We start from the raw sequence: 17,506 nt of genomic DNA on the forward strand, positions 1-17,506 counted from the left end.
TTAATTAAGAAAAGGTGATTTATGTATGGGATCAGATCCTGGACAGCCCCTGTTATGGGGAATGATCGCATTGATCGCGGTCGTTGTATTTAGCTTAAATGTAATTGGGGAGCAGGCATTGCGTCAGAGCACCGATGCCCAAAAAGATAGCCTAAATTATCGGGCTAACAGCTGGATCGCAGCCTATTTAAGCAAGATCGCATTTGGCTTCTTAGCTATGGCTAGTATAACGCAGATCGTCAGAGGTACTTGGGGGCTCGTAGCCTTGATCGTCTTAGTTTTGGGCTTGATCGGGCTAGAATTTGGCCTGGCTAGCAAAGTGACAGTCGAAAATAGTGGCTTATTGTGCCAAAAGTTAGGGTGGTTACTCAAACTTGAAAATGTGATCTTATGGCCACTTACTAAGATAGTTGCATTAGTTCAGCAAAGAGGTCAGATCAACGAGCCAACAGAGATGTCTTTTGAAACGATCGTAGAAAATATTCAACGGCAGCGTGAAGAAAGTGAATTGGATACGACTGATTTTGAGATGATAAATGGTGTCTTATCTTTACACGACAAAACGGCACGGGAAGTTATGGTACCACGGATCGATGCGTTCATGATCGATATCACAAATGATAATGATCGGAATATCGACAGTATTTTAGAAATGGACTATTCGCGGATCCCAGTCTATCATGAAGATAAAGACAATATCGTTGGGATCGTGCATATCAAAAACGTGTTAAAGCGGGCGCGGCGTTATGGCTTTGAGCGGCTGACGATCCGACAGGTGATGCATCCAGCGTTCTTTGTACCAGAAACAATGCCAGTCGATGAGTTGCTCTTGCGGATGCAAAAAACACAAAACCAAATGGCCATACTATTAGATGAATATGGTGGGGTCGTAGGTTTGACGACTTTAGAAGATATTTTAGAAGAGATCGTCGGTGAGATCGAAGATGAATCCGATGAACCCGATAAATTGATCGAGCAAGTGGCTGAAAATGAATTTATCGTCCAAGGGAAAATGACTTTGACAGAATTCAATGATGAATTTGGGACGAAGCTTGAAATGGATGATATCGATACCGTTGCGGGTTATATTATCGCTAAAACAGGGAAGATCCCGGATGACGATGAAGTCTTGACGGTCACCGAAGATGATGGTTTAGTGTTGAAAACAGTTGAGATCGTTGATGATGCTCGGATCACGCAAGTTTTAGCAGTGATCCCACCTGAGCTTTCAGGTTGGCGTAAGTTTAGAGCGTTGAATCCAAAAGAAGATCAAAAAAATTGATTATATAGTAAAGGTCGGTTTTAACTAAGTGTTGAAACCGACCTTTTTTTAAAGTAAGATAATATGTGACATTTAGAGAAGTTAGCCAAAAGCTGATATAGAATTTAATTGTGAGGTAAATATGAAAACAGATGAACTAAAACAAGCCGTTGAAAAAAGACGGACATTTGCGATCATTTCTCACCCTGACGCGGGTAAGACAACGATCACAGAACAATTACTTTTATTTGGGGGCGTCGTTCGCCAAGCTGGGACAGTTAAAGCTAAAAAGAGTGGTAATTTTGCTAAATCTGACTGGATGGAGATCGAAAAGAAACGTGGGATCTCAGTTACGAGTTCGGTCATGCAATTCGATTATGCAGGCAAACGCGTTAATATCCTTGATACCCCTGGGCACGAGGACTTTTCCGAAGACACGTATCGAACATTGATGGCGGTCGATTCAGCCGTGATGGTGATCGACTCGGCTAAAGGGATCGAGCCCCAAACTAAGAAACTTTTCCAAATTTGTAAAATGCGGGGGATCCCGATCTTTACATTTATCAACAAATTAGACCGTGATGGCCGGGAACCTTTAGAATTGACTGCCGAACTTGAAGAAGTTTTAGGGATCGATGCCTACGCGATGAATTGGCCGATCGGGATGGGTAAAGGTCTTAAGGGGATCTATGATATCTATAACGATCGGATCGAACTTTACCGCTCAGAAACCGATGGACAAAAATTCCTTGAACTCGATGAAAATGGCGAGATCAAAGGTGATGATCCGTTAAAAGAAGATAGTATCTACCAACAAGTTTTAGAAGAAGTTGAATTGGTCAAGGATGCCGGCAATGAATTCGACGAAGAAAAGATCGCAAATGGTCAATTGACACCAGTCTTCTTTGGTTCGGCTTTGACGAATTTTGGGGTCAAAACATTTTTAGATGCATATCTTCAATTCGCGCCTGCACCAGCTGCGCATAAGACCCAAGCTGGCGGTGAGATCGAACCAGCTGATCCGACCTTCTCGGGCTTTATTTTTAAGATCCAAGCTAATATGAACCCTAACCACCGTGACCGGATCGCCTTTGTCCGGATCTGTTCGGGTGAATTTGACCGCGGAATGGATGTTTTCTTGAACCGAACAGGCAAAAAGATCCGTCTCTCTAATTCGACTCAATTCATGGCTGATACACGTGAAACAGTTGAAACTGCTGTAGCCGGAGATATCATTGGGTTGTATGACACGGGGAATTTCCAGATAGGGGATACGATCTATACGGGTAAAAAGGCGATCGAATTTGAAAAATTACCACAATTTACGCCAGAATTATTCGCACGTGTAACAGCCAAGAACGTGATGAAGCAAAAGTCATTCCATAAAGGGATCCAACAATTGGTGCAAGAAGGGGCAGTTCAGCTCTATCAAAGTTATAGCACCGGTGATTATATTTTAGGTGCGGTCGGTCAATTGCAGTTTGAAGTTTTCCAATTTAGAATGGCAAATGAATACAATTCTGAAGTCGTTATGACACCAATGGGTAATAAGATCGCCCGTTGGATCGACCCAGAACAATTAGATGAAAAGATGTCGAGTTCAAGAAACTTGCTCGTTAAAGATCGTCAAGGTGCGCCCCTATTTCTTTTTGAAAATGAATTTTCCGAAAGATGGTTCAAAGATAAGTATCCTGATGTAAAATTAACGGCAAAACTATGATCTCACATAGATAAGCGCTAATTAAATAATAAAAGCTCAGAACTGATAGTTGAGATCTACATCTCAACTGTCAGTTCTGAGCTTTTTAGTATAGTTATTTTACGGATCCAAGTTTAGATATTCACGGATCGTCCACCCAAGACCATTGACTTCAAACCAAAGCATTCCATCCACTCTGATCCGGCCTGTCAAGGTTACGATCTGGCCATTTCTGATCAACCCGACTTTTTGGCCGAATGGTTTATCGTATAGGACGAGTTCACCATCTGGGATAAAGTCGATCATCGCATTATGGCGCAGATCGATCGAGCGTGGGAGATCAATATCAAGGGTATCACGGTCGCTGATCACAGCTGGCTTTTTATCCAACATTGTCATCAATTCGGCATCATATTTGATCCAAATACTGCCGCCTAAGCAATACCAACGTTGATCGTTATCGGTAATGATCGTTTCAAAAGTTTGCCAAATGGTATCTTTAGCTAAGATCACATCGGTCACTTGCCCATCAGGAGCATCTAAGCAAGGTAGGGACTGCTTGAATTTTAGATAATGCGGGGTATAATCAACATCTTTCCAACTGTCCCGGCGATAGAAATAGGTAACAGCCTGTTGATCATAAGTAAAGGCCCCATGTGTCAAACCGCGAGCCCGTAAGAGAGTGTAGTTGCGGATCGCAGGTGATGAAAGGGAAAACTCATCACCGACTTTTCCCTTAACAAAAGTTGGCTTTTGCAAGAACCGGCGATCATCGATATCTTGGCAAAAGATCCAAATGTTACCAGCATCTTTTTTACGATAGGTAAAGGTGATCGCAGCGTAAGGCAAGACAAAATCACTCGTAAAACCATCAACACGGATCAAATTGTAGCCTTCAAAATCTTTGAATCTAAATTTGATCGGTTCGTGGCGCTTACCCGAGATGATCTGCGGTGAAGCTAAGAATGTCTTATCTTCATCTTGGAAGATCAAGATAACAGTTGAATCCTGTGTAGTGGCTTTTTTCTTGATCTCATTTTTAGTTGTGACCGCTTGTTTTTGGTCTAATACGATCTCTGCTTCTTTTTTTAGTGGTGGCGCCGGGGCGATAGGTTGCTGAGCTGGCGCAGTTTTTTCGATCTCGATCTCTGGTCGTTCCTCGAGCAATGCTTCTTTGACCGGAGCTATTTCGATCTTAGAACGCTTAGCAAAGCGTGACCGGTGTTTTTCATTATTTGGATGTTTTGTCTTTTTTTGTCTTTTCGGTGCCAACTTGAACTCGCCTCCCTCGTATCAGTATCACGTCAATTATAACGTATCTCTAAAATGATTGCACAAAATTATTACTAGGTAATCTAAATTTTTTTAGTACTTAATAATAAAAAACCCCGTAAGGTAGCTTACAAGGTTTCTAGGTCTTAGTTCTCCAAATTTATTTCCACTAAGTTTCCTTGAGTAGTAACAGTCGCAGCGTCGGCACGGTCTTTTAAAAGCTTAGTTTTGACAAATTCAATTTCTTTAGGGGTGATCCGGCGAATTTTATTTGAGATCACGATCTCAGAAAAAGCATGTTTTTTCTTATAGACGACTTTTGAATTCCCTAAGGTATATACTTTGATGAAATGAACTGGTGATTTAACTAATTCATGTTGGATCATGCGTGAGTAGCTGTTGGTAACATCGATCAGTTGCATGTTGATTTCCCCCTTTGCTAAATATAGTAAAATTTTTGAAGTAAAATGTATGCTTCAAATTACCAATTCTATATATCTATTATAAACTATCTGACAAAAATGTTGAAAATAAAAAACTGGGAAGTTGGTAAAAAAACTCCCAGTTTGTTGAATTATTCAGTGACGTTTGCTTCGCTGATCACGATCGTATCGTCGGTCAGGTCGGCGTAAAAGTCTTTAACTTGGGGATGGTCAAGGTAAAAGTCGGTCACTTTGTCTTCGATCTGGTCTTGGATCGTACGGCGTAATGGACGCGCACCCATCTTAGGATCATAGCCCAATTCGACTAATTTCTGGCGAGCTTTGGTCGAAACTTTAAGTGACATTCCATTTTCTTGGAGCGTTTGGTCGACTTTTTCGAGCATCAACTCAACGATCTGGTCAAGATTTTCTTTAGTCAAAGCATTGAACTCGATAATATCATCAAAACGGTTCAAGAATTCTGGTTTAAAGTATTTAGTCAATTTATCGACCACAGAGTTAGGTGTGCTTTCCGTCGTGCCAAAGCCAACGTTGACGATCGGATCACCTGAACCAGCGTTACTTGTCATGATGATGATCGTATCTTTAAAGCTGACAGTCTTACCTTGTGAATCAGTCAAGCGACCATCATCTAAGATCTGTAAGAACATATGCATGACATCGGGATGAGCTTTTTCGATCTCATCTAATAAGATCAAGCTATATGGATGGCGCCGAACTTGTTCGGTCAATTGACCAGCTTCTTCATAACCAACGTAACCTGGAGGCGAACCGATCAATTTGGAGACGGAGAATTTTTCCATATATTCGCTCATGTCAAAGCGGATCATTGCTTCGGTCGTCCCGAATAATTCTAAAGCCAGTTGTTTAGCTGCTTCCGTTTTACCGACCCCTGTAGGACCGACAAACAGAAATGAACCGATCGGCCGGCCCGATTTATTAAAGCCGATCCGATTACGTCTGATCGAGCGGGCAACTTTATCAACGGCGCGGTCTTGGCCGATAACATTTTGCTTAAGTGTTTGCGCTAAGGTTTGTAATTGCGCTTGCTCTTTTTGTTTGAGTTCGCCGACAGGGATGGAGGTCATTTCTTCGACGATCTTTTCCATGTCTTGGGCGGTAACTTCGCTTTTAGCTTGGGGTTTAGCCGTTAAGTGTTCTTCTAGTTTAGCGACTTGATCGCGGTAAAATGCTGCTTTTTCGTAATCTTCTTGGTCTAAAGCAGCTTTTTTGTTTGCCTGAGCTTGGGTTATCTTAGCTTTGACTTCGCTTGGATCAAAGGCTTGCAAGGCTAGATTTTTACGCGAGCCGGCTTCATCTAAGAGGTCGATCGCTTTATCCGGCAAATAGCGGTCCTGAATGTAACGTGTCGAAAGCTGGATCGCACTTTCAAGAGCTTCATCAGTATAAGCAACTTGATGATAGCTTTCATATTTAGCGCGCAGGCCGTGTAAGATCGCTAAAGCTTCTTCTTTAGATGGTTCTTCGACTTGAACGGGTTGTAGACGCCGCGCTAAGGCAGCATCTTTTTCGATCGTCCGAAATTCGTTTAAAGTAGTAGCCCCGACGAGTTGAAATTCACCTCGAGCTAGAGCTGGTTTTAAGACGTTACCAGCATCCATGCTACCCTCAGCGTTCCCAGCGCCAACGATCTCATGGATCTCGTCGATAAAGAGGATGATATCTTGTTTTTGTTTCAATTCATCCATTAATTCTTGCATGCGTTGTTCAAATTGACCGCGGATCCCGGTCCCTTGGACTAAGGAAACAACGTCTAGGCGGATGACTTTTTTATTCAATAGTTTTTGTGGAACATCGCCGTCAACGATCTTTTGGGCAAGCCCTTCGACCACTGCAGTTTTACCAACGCCGGCTTCACCAGTAAGAACAGGATTGTTTTTAGTGCGACGATTCAAGATCTCAGTTACACGTTTTATCTCGCGGTCACGCCCAATGACGGGGTCAATCTGGCCCGCTTTAGCTTGGGCAGTGAGATCGAGCCCATATTTATCTAAAATGCTACCGTTATCCCCATTATCACCGGCTTTTGTTGGCGGTTCTTGTGCGGGTGTATGGCGCTGTTGATTTTGTTGGTTGATCTCTTTGAAGAAATCAGCGAATGGGTCACTACCAAAGGAATCTTGGAAGATACCATCTAAAGATGGAGGTAGTTGACTTTGATTTTTCAAAACGCGATAGCAGTTAGGACAAAGATCGATCGAAGTTTGGCGACCGTTGATGTTTGTTGTTAAATGTAGCGTAGCTTGGTTTTGCTGACAATTTTGGCATAACATAGCTATTCACGACCTTTCCGGTAAAATTTAATGTCAAAATTAGTTTGACCAACTTTGACCTTTGTAGCTTTATTATACAAATTTTTATCTTAAGTGCAAGCAAAAAAATCGGTGGTATAATTTAAAAATGTGCGAGAGGGGGTAGCAGGATGGAAAAAGATTATCAAGCTCTATTAGATCGCTTGCATGCAGGTGAGATCACAGAATTTGAGATCGAAACCGCTGAATTTATGGATTTTCAAAAAATTTTACTAAATTATAATTATCGGAAAAATGTAGTCGGCACAGCTAAACGTGGCGGCGGAGTTATCTATCATTATCATAAAAATGATAAATAAATTTTTTTTGACATATTATCAAAATGTTTAAGAGTGATGCCTTGTCTTGATAAATAATTCATGGTATTATCTTTTTATAGCAGGTGCAATACTTAGTGTAATCGCTAATGTAAACGAATTCTTTTGCAGCTGTAATCAATTTGTTTACTAATTGTTGCACAAATCTTATTTATATTTAAAGGAGCATGATCCACAATGGAAAAGAAAGAATTTCACGTAATCGCAGAAACAGGTATTCACGCACGCCCAGCTACACTTTTGGTGCAAGCTGCAAGTAAATTTAACTCAGATATTACTTTAGAATATCAAGGTAAATCAGTAAACTTGAAATCTATCATGGGTGTTATGTCATTAGGTGTAGGTCAAAACGCTGACGTTGTGATCTCTGCTGATGGTGCTGATGAAGCAGAAGCAATCGCTGCTATCACAGAAACAATGACAAAGGAAGGACTTGCTGAATAATGACGAAAATGTTGAAGGGTATCGCAGCTAGTGACGGAATTGCAGCCGCAAAAGCCTACATGCTCGTGCAACCTGACCTTTCATTTTCTGAAACCAGCATCTCTGATCCAGAAGCTGAGATTAAGCGTTTAGATGATGCTGTTGCAGCCTCCAAGAGTGAGCTTGAAGCTATTAAGCAAAAAGCTGCCCAAAACTTAGGTGCTGAAGAAGCTGAAGTTTTTGAAGCGCACTTGACGATCTTGGCTGACCCTGAAATGATTGGTCAAATCGAAAATCAAATCAAGAATGAAAAAGTTAATGCTGAAGCTGCGTTGAAGAGCGTGACCGACATGTTTATCTCCATGTTTGAAGGTATGACAGACAATGCTTACATGCAAGAACGTGCAGGTGATATTCGTGACGTAACTAAGCGTGTTATGAGTCATTTGTTGGGTGTAACTTTACCTAACCCAGCTTTGATCAACGAAGAAGTCGTGATCGTAGCGCATGACTTGACACCATCTGATACAGCACAGTTAGACCGCAATTTTGTTAAGGGCTTTATCACTGATATCGGTGGGCGGACATCGCACTCGGCTATCATGTCAAGAACGCTTGAGATCCCTGCAGTTGTAGGTTCTGGCTCAGCAACGACTGAGATCAAAGAAGGCGATATGGTCATTATTGATGGTATTGCTGGGGATGCAGTTGTTGATCCAACTGCCGAACAATTGGCTGAATATGAACAAAAAGCTGCTGATTTCAAAGCTCAAAAGGCTGAATGGCAACAATTAAAAGATGCTAAATCTGTTTCCAAAGACGGCAAAGAAGTTATCTTAGGGGCTAATATTGGTACACCTAAGGATGTTACAGGTGCTGTTGACAATGGGGCAGAAGCAGTTGGCTTGTTCCGTTCTGAATTCTTATACATGGATGCAAGTGAGCTTCCAACAGAAGAAGAACAATTCGAAGCTTATAAAGAAGCAGTTGAAGGCATGGACGGCAAACAAGTTGTTGTACGTACAATGGATATCGGTGGGGATAAAGATCTTCCTTACCTACCACTACCAGAAGAAGAAAACCCATTCTTGGGTTACCGTGCGATCCGTATCTCGTTAGATCGCCAAGATATCTTCCGTACTCAATTGCGTGCGTTGTTACGTGCTTCTCACTATGGACGTTTGGCTATCATGTTCCCAATGATCGCTACTGTCAAGGAATTCAAAGATGCTAAGGCGATCTTTGAAGAAGAAAAAGCTAAGTTAGTTAAAGAAGGTATCCCAGTTTCTGACGATATCGAAGTCGGAATGATGATGGAGATTCCTGCTGCTGCAATGATCGCAGACAAGTTAGCTAAGTACGCTGATTTCTTTAGTATCGGAACCAATGACTTGATCCAATACTCGATGGCAGCTGACCGTGGTAACGAACGTGTATCTTACCTTTACCAACCATATAACCCATCTATCTTGCGTTTGATCAAGAACATCATTAATGCTTCTCATAAAGAAGGCAAGTGGACTGGTATGTGTGGTGAAATGGCTGGCGATCAAGTTGCTGTGCCATTGTTGCTTGGTTTAGGCTTAGATGAATTCTCAATGAGTGCAACTTCGATCTTGAAGACACGTAGCTTGTTGAAGAAACTTGATTCAGTTAAGATGCAAGAATTAGCTCAAAAAGCAGTTGAAGATTGCGAAACAACTGAAGAAGTTGAAGCTTTAGTAGCTGAATACACGAAGTAAAATTTGATCAACTTATCTTAAAGAGAAGAGGCCGGAAAGAGATTTCTGGTCTCTTTTTGTCTAAAATCAGTCGAGAAATGTTAAAATATTAAGAATGGTATTTTTTTGCTCTTCGCATCAGTGAGAGCATTGCAAAGGAATAGTTAAAACCATATAATTAAAACTGATAAAAAGTTGAGGAGGAAAGGTGCTTGTGAATATCGGCATATTTACAGATACGTATTTTCCGCAAGTCAGCGGAGTTGCGACATCGATCGATACTTTGCGTTCCCAATTAGAACAAAAAGGACATACGGTCTATATCTTTACGACTACTGATCCTGATGTCGAGAAAAATGTCTATGAGCGCAATGTATTTCGCTTTGCTAGCATTCCGTTTATTTCTTTTACCGATAGACGCATCGCTGTTAGAGGGCTGTTTCAGTCTTATCAAGTAGCTAAGGAATTAAATCTAGATATTGTTCATACGCAAACTGAATTTTCAATGGGCTTGATCGGGAAATTTGTAGCTAAAGCGCTAAAGATCCCGTGTGTTCATACTTACCATACGATGTATGAAGATTATTTGCATTACGTGGCTAAAGGGAAATTATTGAAACCATCCCATGTACGCTTGATGACTTGTTCATTTTGCGAAAAAATGAGTGGGGTCGTGGCACCAAGTGAACGGGTCTTAGAGACGTTGACTCGTTATGGTGTCAAAGAACCGATCACTGTTATTCCTACAGGGGTCGATCTGACGCGTTTTAAAGTTGCTAGTGAAAATAATGTTCGAAAACACTATGGGATAGCTGAAGATGCGCCTTTGTTATTAACGTTGAGTCGTTTGGCCTTTGAAAAAGATATCGATCGTATGGTAGCTAGTTTTCCTGCGATCAAAGCTCAAGTCCCAGGGGTCAAATTGTTGATCGTAGGTGATGGCCCAGCTAAAGAATCATTGCAAGATCAAGTAAAAGAACTCGAATTGACCGAAGATATCATCTTTACAGGTGAAGTGGACAATACTCAAGTGAGTGAGTTTTATCATGCCGCTGATCTATTTGTTTCAACTTCGGTCTCAGAGTCGCAAGGACTAACGTATATCGAGGCGTTGGCAGCTGGGACTAAAGTGGTCTCCTCGAAAAGCCCATACACGGCTGAACTTCTAAGTGATCGGACGATCGGTGCAAATTTTGAGACTTTACAAGAATTTGTTGAGTTAGTAGTTGAATATTTGACGAAGCCAGCCAAATATCAAGATCCTAAACCGTTACAACAGAAGTTAAAAGAGATCTCAGCTGATGAGTTTGGTGAAAAGATCTTACAATTTTATGAACGCAGTAAGGAACACTATCTGGAGTTGAGTCAAACCACCTACTCAAAAGAACACAGCTAAAAGGAGTTTTCTAATGTTAAATGTTCACATGTATTCGTCGGCAACCAAGGTCAAAGGCCAAGGGGTGGGCAGTGCATATACCGAACTGATAAAGTTGCTAGAAAAATACTATCCTGAGCAGTTGGCGATCACGATCAATGAGTTTGGTCCAGCTGATATCAGTCACTATCACACGATCGACTTAAAGTTTTTCTTTTCGACTTTTTCCAAACGTCGGGGCAAAAAAGTGGGTTACGTTCACTTTTTGCCAGAAACACTGGAGGGAAGTCTCAAGTTACCGTGGATCGCACGTAAAGTATTGTATCGCTATGTGATCGCTTTTTATAAGCGGATGGATGCCCTAGTCGTTGTTAATCCGACTTTTATTCCTAAACTGGAAGCTTATGGGATCGCTCGTGAGAAGATAACTTATATTCCTAATTTTGTATCTAAAAAGGAATTTCATCCGATCGCTAGTGAGGCCAAAAAGCAGTTACGTGTGGAAAAAAAGTTGCCTACCGATAAATTTTTGATCGTCGGCGTTGGGCAGATCCAGGAAAGAAAAGGCGTCTTTGATTTTATCGAGCTGGCTAAGCGCAATCCTGAATTCGAATTCGTTTGGGTCGGAGGCTTTTCGTTTGGAATGATCACTGATGGCTATGCAGAGTTGAAAAAGGTCGTCGACGATCCACCTAAGAATTTACATTTTCCGGGGATCGTCGAACGAACTGAAATGTGTGAGTATTACAACTTGGCTGATGTTTTCTTGTTACCATCATACAATGAACTGTTCCCAATGAGTGTGCTGGAAGCATTTAGCTGTGAGACACCCGTTGTCTTACGTGAACTCGAGCTTTATGAAGGTGTGATCGCGGGTTATTATGCTGGTTGTGCTGATATCGATGAGATGGAAAAAAAGCTCAAAGAGTTAGCCAAAGATCCAGATGTATTGGCTAAATTGCGTGAGCGGGCTAAAGCAGCAGCTAAATTTTATTCAGAAGATCGCCTGGCTTTGATCTGGTTAGATTACTATAAAAAGCAAGCGGGGAAAGTGTGATGTCAAAGAAAAATAAATTAGCCCTCTTGGTAATGATATTGATCGGGGGCGGGATCTTTTTTTATTCTGTTCAAGGGATCTCCTATCATGACTTAGTTGGTGATATCACACATCTTAATTGGTGGTGGATCGCAGTAGCCGTGTTATGTATGGCGCTGTCGATTTGTTGCGAGGGCTTTGTAGTCAAAGAATTGCTGAAAAGACAGTTCCCGACTTATTCTTTTAAGGATTCGTTGCGGATCCCGTTGATCGAAGCTTTGTTTAACGGGATCACCCCGTTTGCTTCAGGCGGACAGCCAGCACAGTTATTTGCCTTGTTGCAGTCTGGGGTAGATGCTGGACGTGCGACCTCGATCTTATTGATGAAATTTGTGGTGTATCAATCGATGATCGTTTTAAATTTCATTGTTTGTTTATTTTTAGGATTTCATTTGATCGCTGATAAATTGCATATTATGGGATTACTGTTGATCTTTGGCTTTTTGATCCATTTGGCAGTGATCTTAGGTTTGTTGTTGATAATGTATTGGTATGACTTTACTAAGAAGATAACAAATCTATGCTTGCACCCTTTTAAACGTTTTTTAGCTCCAGAACGTTATGAAAAATATGATAAGTTGATCAATGAAAAGATCGATAACTTTTATCGGGAGAGCTTACAATTGAAAGCTAATTACCGCTTGTTGTTCAAAATTAGTTTGATCACTTTGGTCCAACTATTTTTCTATTACATCATCCCGTTTTTTATCCTGTTGGCTTTACGGGTCGAACATGCTGAATTGTTGACGGTAATGACGCTTCACGTTTTGATCGTGATGGTGATCTCACTATTCCCGATCCCTGGAGGAGCTGGAGGGGCCGAATACAGTTTTTCACTGATTTTTTCGGCCTTTGTCAACAGCGGGAGCAAGCTGGTCTTGGCAATGATAATTTGGCGGATCATCACCTACTACTTAGGGATGTTTGGTGGCATGGTAGCCTTAGTGATCAAGCCAGATAAATATTCAAAACAAGATTAAAGAGAAGAATATCCTAAAATCTTCAACTTTTTTGAATTGTTTCATTATATTTGGTGTGTTAGTATATAATTTGCTAAGGTATATCAAAAGTAGGTCCATGATCTACTTAAATGAAGAGGAGATTTATATCTATGGAAAATTCACAACTTGTGGCAATTATCGAAAGACTAGATGCGATGATGAAAGCAGACACAAATGAAGTTCAATCACGTCGTTTTGAACGTGAAGGACAAGAAAGAGGATTCGTAACATACGATCCTGCAACACAAACTTTTGAATTAGAAGAATTAGCAACACATCAAAAGTTCGATTTTGATGATATCGATCTAGCAGCGATGGAGATCTACGACTTATTAAACGACTAATTTTAAAATATCTTTAAATCTTGTGGAATGACTATCTTTTTCATAGGATATTAAACTATAATTTGACGCATAGACAATTAAATACTACTTAATTATTGGAGGCAATTAGATGCGTTCAGTGCTAAAGAAAGTCCGTGATGGGCTGAATACGCGCACAGGTTTTTTTATTTTAACTCTGGTATTACTTTGGATTAAAACGTATGCTGTTTATGTTAATAAGTTCAGCTTAGGGATCAATGACAGCATGCAACGCTTCTTACTCTTGTTAAATCCGCTCCCAGCAGGTTTATTACTTTTAGGCATCGCCCTTTATTTTAGAGGTAAGAAGTCCTATTGGATCATGATGATCGTCGATTTGATCGCCTCATTATGGCTTTTTGCCAATATTTTGTACTATCGGGAGTTTTCTGATTTCCTATCGATGGGGATCATTAAGTCTTCAGGATCAGTTTCAAATAATTTATCGTTAAGTATTGGCGAGATCTTACATCTTAGTGACTTATGGGTCTTTGTAGATGTGATCATTTTGACATTACTATTGGTATTTAAGGTCATCAAAATCGATACACGACCAGTCAAGTTCCGCTATCCGATCGGAGTCACACTGTTATCATGTGTTTTGTTTGCAGCTAATCTAGGTTTAGCCGAAAAGAACCGCCCACAACTGCTGACACGTACATTTGACAATAACTATATTGTTAAATATTTAGGTATTAACTTCTATGCTGCTTATAACGCTTACCAAACGCATAAGGAAAGTGCTACAAGAGCTAGTGCAAGTAGTAGTGATATGGATCAGGTCTTGAAGTTTTTGGAAAAAAACAAAACAACAGTCAATCCAGAATACTATGGTAAAGCAAAAGGTAAGAATGTTTTTGTTTTCCATTTGGAAAGTTTCCAACAATTTATGATCAACTATAAAGTTAATGGTAAGGAAGTAACGCCAAATATCAATCAATTTTATAGCGATCAAAGCACGATCTCCTTTGATAATTTCTACCACCAAGTAGGACAAGGGAAGACTTCTGATGCTGAAACGATGTTAGAAACATCACTCTTTGGTTTACCATCAGGGTCAGTTATGACCTCTTATGGTACCAATAATACCTTCCAAGCGATGCCAGCTATTATGGACCAACAAGGCTATACAACAGCGGCATTTCACGGAGATGTTGGTAGTTTTTGGAATCGCGATAATACCTATAAGTCTTGGGGATATCAATATTTCTTTAGTGAAGACTACTACAAGAATAAGTCTAACTATAGTATCGGATATGGTTTGAAGGATAAACTGTTCTTACAACAGTCGGTTAAGTACATCGAACAGTTACCGCAACCGTTCTATGCAAAGTTGATCACGGTCACAAACCACTATCCATACGAACTTGATAAGCAAAATCAAACGATCGAAAAGACGACAACAGGTGATAGCACGGTTGACGGTTATGTTCAAACAGCCAAGTACTTAGATGATGCTTTTGGCGAATTTATCAGTTATTTGAAAAAAGCAGGTCTCTATGATAATTCGATGATCGTTGTTTATGGTGACCATTATGGCATCTCAAATAACCATAAAAAGGCGATCGCGCAATTACTTGGTAAGAAGAGCGTGGATAGTTATGATCTAGCACAGTTCCAAAAGGTTCCATTCATGATCCATGTTAATGGGATCAAGGGCGGAGTCGATCATACTTATGGCGGTGAGATCGACGTTATGCCGACCTTATTAGACCTTTTGGGGATCAAGAATACGGATACGATCCAATTAGGTAATGATTTATTGGCTAAGGATCGTAATCAAACAGTTGCCTTTAGAAATGGTGACTTTGTTTCACCTACATTTACCAAGATCGGAAGTACGATCTATAATGACAAGGGTGAAGATGTTACAGATAGTTTGACGGCCGAGCAAAAGGCACAAGTTAAAGCACAGACAGAATACGTTGATGAAGAGTTATCACTTTCCGATAAGATCATCACAGGCGATCTGTTGCGTTTCTACACACCTGCAGGCTTTAAGGCGACCGATAAGACTAAATACAACTATAAGTATTCAGAAGGCCTAAAACAGCTCAAACAGGCACAAAAGGATAAACCAACGAGTGTCTTGCAGCAAAATAATGGCAATTCAACTGAAAACCTATACGAAACAGACGCTCCTGAACTGAAATAGTTTAGGCAAAAGCGTGTAAAACAATACAAGTAGTTCCGTATAGCTAATAGGAAAAACGCTCCGATGCAAAATACGCATCGGAGCGTTTTTTTGTTGTCTGCTAAGTTGATCTTGGGTGTAAATGTTTTGGTATAAAAAAGCGATGTCACAGGCTCTTTTTTGAGAGTGTGCTATAGGAATAGTAAAGAGAGATAAGGTTATATTTTAGTATTAGGAAAAAATTTTTGAATATATTCAAAAAAATCTAAAAAAGTTATTGACGTTTCTTGATAGATGTTGGTATACTATAAAAGTTGCTGATGCAGAGCAGTTGCTTAAAAATATAATATAAAAAAGATGTTGACATCATCTTGAAAATCATGATATTATATTTAAGCTGATTTGTTACAGCATAACAAAAAAATTATTTTCTTATTGACATTGATTAATGATTTTGATAAGATAAATAAGTCGTCTGATTACGACGTTGAAAAAATAACTTAAAAAAGTTATTGACAACGAAAATCAGATATGATATAATAATTATGTTGATTGTATCGGTTAGATAAATCAATTAAGTAGATCTTTGAAAACTGAACAAAGTTTCGATAAGCAAATGTGCAGGGTCTCTTATCTAAGTGATAAGAGCAATAAACATTTTGCGAAGTCAATTCGCTAGTAAAAATAAAGAGTCACAAACTTTAAATTGAGAGTTTGATCCTGGCTCAGGATGAACGCTGGCGGCGTGCCTAATACATGCAAGTCGAACGAAACTTCTTTATCACCGAGTGCTTGCACTCGCCGATAAAGAGTTGAGTGGCGAACGGGTGAGTAACACGTGGGCAACCTGCCCAAAAGAGGGGGATAACACTTGGAAACAGGTGCTAATACCGCATAACCATAGTTACCGCATGGTAACTATGTAAAAGGTGGATATGCTACCGCTTTTGGATGGGCCCGCGGCGCATTAGCTAGTTGGTGAGGTAAAGGCTTACCAAGGCAATGATGCGTAGCCGAACTGAGAGGTTGATCGGCCACATTGGGACTGAGACACGGCCCAAACTCCTACGGGAGGCAGCAGTAGGGAATCTTCCACAATGGGCGAAAGCCTGATGGAGCAACGCCGCGTGGGTGAAGAAGGTCTTCGGATCGTAAAACCCTGTTGTTAGAGAAGAAAGTGCGTGAGAGTAACTGTTCACGTTTCGACGGTATCTAACCAGAAAGCCACGGCTAACTACGTGCCAGCAGCCGCGGTAATACGTAGGTGGCAAGCGTTATCCGGATTTATTGGGCGTAAAGGGAACGCAGGCGGTCTTTTAAGTCTGATGTGAAAGCCTTCGGCTTAACCGGAGTAGTGCATTGGAAACTGGGAGACTTGAGTGCAGAAGAGGAGAGTGGAACTCCATGTGTAGCGGTGAAATGCGTAGATATATGGAAGAACACCAGTGGCGAAAGCGGCTCTCTGGTCTGTAACTGACGCTGAGGTTCGAAAGCGTGGGTAGCAAACAGGATTAGATACCCTGGTAGTCCACGCCGTAAACGATGAATGCTAAGTGTTGGAGGGTTTCCGCCCTTCAGTGCTGCAGCTAACGCAATAAGCATTCCGCCTGGGGAGTACGACCGCAAGGTTGAAACTCAAAGGAATTGACGGGGGCCCGCACAAGCGGTGGAGCATGTGGTTTAATTCGAAGCAACGCGAAGAACCTTACCAGGTCTTGACATCTTCTGACAATCCTAGAGATAGGACTTTCCCTTCGGGGACAGAATGACAGGTGGTGCATGGTTGTCGTCAGCTCGTGTCGTGAGATGTTGGGTTAAGTCCCGCAACGAGCGCAACCCTTATTGTTAGTTGCCAGCATTAAGTTGGGCACTCTAGCAAGACTGCCGGTGACAAACCGGAGGAAGGTGGGGATGACGTCAAATCATCATGCCCCTTATGACCTGGGCTACACACGTGCTACAATGGACGGTACAACGAGTCGCAAGACCGCGAGGTTTAGCAAATCTCTTAAAGCCGTTCTCAGTTCGGATTGTAGGCTGCAACTCGCCTACATGAAGTCGGAATCGCT

13 protein-coding genes and 1 rRNA gene (1 of these 14 cut by a window edge) are annotated in these 17,506 nt (G+C 41.0%); 11 read left to right on the forward strand and 3 right to left on the reverse strand.

The genetic code is table 11. The features are described from left to right. Nucleotides 1–25: 25 nt before the first annotated feature. Nucleotides 26–1,282, forward strand: a complete 1,257-nt coding sequence (locus GSR62_RS02190) for a hemolysin family protein (protein WP_066023475.1) — start codon at nt 26–28, stop codon at nt 1,280–1,282. 121 nt (nt 1,283–1,403) lie between these two features. Next, complete coding sequence (locus tag GSR62_RS02195) at nt 1,404–2,981, forward strand: peptide chain release factor 3 (RefSeq protein ID WP_035448393.1); 1,578 nt, start codon at nt 1,404–1,406, stop codon at nt 2,979–2,981. A 99-nt stretch (nt 2,982–3,080) separates the two neighbouring features. On the opposite strand, the gene GSR62_RS02200 is transcribed toward GSR62_RS02195, so the two are convergent. The 3 genes from GSR62_RS02200 to GSR62_RS02210 form a co-directional block, all read right to left on the reverse strand. Beyond that, entirely contained in the window at nt 3,081–4,232 is a 1,152-nt protein-coding gene (locus GSR62_RS02200; protein ID WP_010688430.1) for a MucBP domain-containing protein, read from the reverse strand. A gap of 146 nt (nt 4,233–4,378) precedes the next feature. After that, entirely contained in the window at nt 4,379–4,654 is a 276-nt protein-coding gene (locus GSR62_RS02205) for a DUF1827 family protein (protein ID WP_010688429.1), read from the reverse strand. A gap of 152 nt (nt 4,655–4,806) precedes the next feature. After that, complete coding sequence (locus GSR62_RS02210) at nt 4,807–6,969, reverse strand: ATP-dependent Clp protease ATP-binding subunit (RefSeq protein WP_066023474.1); 2,163 nt, start codon at nt 6,967–6,969, stop codon at nt 4,807–4,809. Between the two features lie 149 nt (nt 6,970–7,118). On the opposite strand from GSR62_RS02210, the gene GSR62_RS02215 reads away from it, so the two are divergent. From GSR62_RS02215 to GSR62_RS02255, 9 genes are all read left to right on the forward strand, one after another. Next, nucleotides 7,119–7,307: a hypothetical protein gene (locus GSR62_RS02215; protein WP_010688427.1), complete on the forward strand. Its 189-nt coding sequence runs from the start codon at nt 7,119–7,121 to the stop codon at nt 7,305–7,307. A gap of 195 nt (nt 7,308–7,502) precedes the next feature. Further along, entirely contained in the window at nt 7,503–7,769 is a 267-nt protein-coding gene (locus GSR62_RS02220) for a phosphocarrier protein HPr (RefSeq protein ID WP_010688426.1), read from the forward strand. Then, nucleotides 7,769–9,490 (forward strand): phosphoenolpyruvate--protein phosphotransferase, encoded by a 1,722-nt coding sequence (gene ptsP, locus GSR62_RS02225; protein ID WP_066023473.1) that lies wholly within the window; start codon nt 7,769–7,771, stop codon nt 9,488–9,490. Before GSR62_RS02220 ends, ptsP begins: the two co-directional genes overlap by 1 nt. Before the next feature lie 193 nt (nt 9,491–9,683). Next, entirely contained in the window at nt 9,684–10,865 is a 1,182-nt protein-coding gene (locus GSR62_RS02230; protein ID WP_035448389.1) for a glycosyltransferase family 4 protein, read from the forward strand. A 13-nt stretch (nt 10,866–10,878) separates the two neighbouring features. Beyond that, nucleotides 10,879–11,901: a glycosyltransferase family 4 protein gene (locus tag GSR62_RS02235; RefSeq protein WP_010688423.1), complete on the forward strand. Its 1,023-nt coding sequence runs from the start codon at nt 10,879–10,881 to the stop codon at nt 11,899–11,901. Next, complete coding sequence (locus tag GSR62_RS02240) at nt 11,901–12,920, forward strand: lysylphosphatidylglycerol synthase transmembrane domain-containing protein (RefSeq protein WP_066023472.1); 1,020 nt, start codon at nt 11,901–11,903, stop codon at nt 12,918–12,920. The genes GSR62_RS02235 and GSR62_RS02240 overlap by 1 nt, the downstream gene beginning before the upstream one ends. Before the next feature lie 131 nt (nt 12,921–13,051). Continuing rightward, entirely contained in the window at nt 13,052–13,285 is a 234-nt protein-coding gene (locus tag GSR62_RS02245; protein ID WP_004051512.1) for a YkuJ family protein, read from the forward strand. Between the two features lie 109 nt (nt 13,286–13,394). Continuing rightward, nucleotides 13,395–15,458, forward strand: coding sequence for an LTA synthase family protein (locus GSR62_RS02250; protein WP_010688421.1), 2,064 nt, complete (start codon nt 13,395–13,397; stop codon nt 15,456–15,458). A gap of 681 nt (nt 15,459–16,139) precedes the next feature. After that, a 16S ribosomal RNA gene (locus tag GSR62_RS02255) occupies nt 16,140–17,506 on the forward strand; it runs 197 nt beyond the window's last position.

This window comes from Ligilactobacillus animalis, from assembly GCF_009933595.1.
In the GTDB taxonomy this organism is placed as follows: domain Bacteria; phylum Bacillota; class Bacilli; order Lactobacillales; family Lactobacillaceae; genus Ligilactobacillus; species Ligilactobacillus animalis.

Coding starts and splice junctions, on each gene's coding strand:
- GSR62_RS02215 (WP_010688427.1), top strand. CDS start 7,119: ATGGAAAAAGATTATCAAGCTCTATTAGATCGCTTGCATGCAGGTGAG.
- ptsP (WP_066023473.1), top strand. CDS start 7,769: ATGACGAAAATGTTGAAGGGTATCGCAGCTAGTGACGGAATTGCAGCC.
- GSR62_RS02245 (WP_004051512.1), top strand. CDS start 13,052: ATGGAAAATTCACAACTTGTGGCAATTATCGAAAGACTAGATGCGATG.
- GSR62_RS02235 (WP_010688423.1), top strand. CDS start 10,879: ATGTTAAATGTTCACATGTATTCGTCGGCAACCAAGGTCAAAGGCCAA.
- GSR62_RS02195 (WP_035448393.1), top strand. CDS start 1,404: ATGAAAACAGATGAACTAAAACAAGCCGTTGAAAAAAGACGGACATTT.
- GSR62_RS02210 (WP_066023474.1), bottom strand. CDS start 6,969: ATGTTATGCCAAAATTGTCAGCAAAACCAAGCTACGCTACATTTAACA.
- GSR62_RS02250 (WP_010688421.1), top strand. CDS start 13,395: ATGCGTTCAGTGCTAAAGAAAGTCCGTGATGGGCTGAATACGCGCACA.
- GSR62_RS02205 (WP_010688429.1), bottom strand. CDS start 4,654: ATGCAACTGATCGATGTTACCAACAGCTACTCACGCATGATCCAACAT.
- GSR62_RS02220 (WP_010688426.1), top strand. CDS start 7,503: ATGGAAAAGAAAGAATTTCACGTAATCGCAGAAACAGGTATTCACGCA.
- GSR62_RS02240 (WP_066023472.1), top strand. CDS start 11,901: ATGTCAAAGAAAAATAAATTAGCCCTCTTGGTAATGATATTGATCGGG.
- GSR62_RS02190 (WP_066023475.1), top strand. CDS start 26: ATGGGATCAGATCCTGGACAGCCCCTGTTATGGGGAATGATCGCATTG.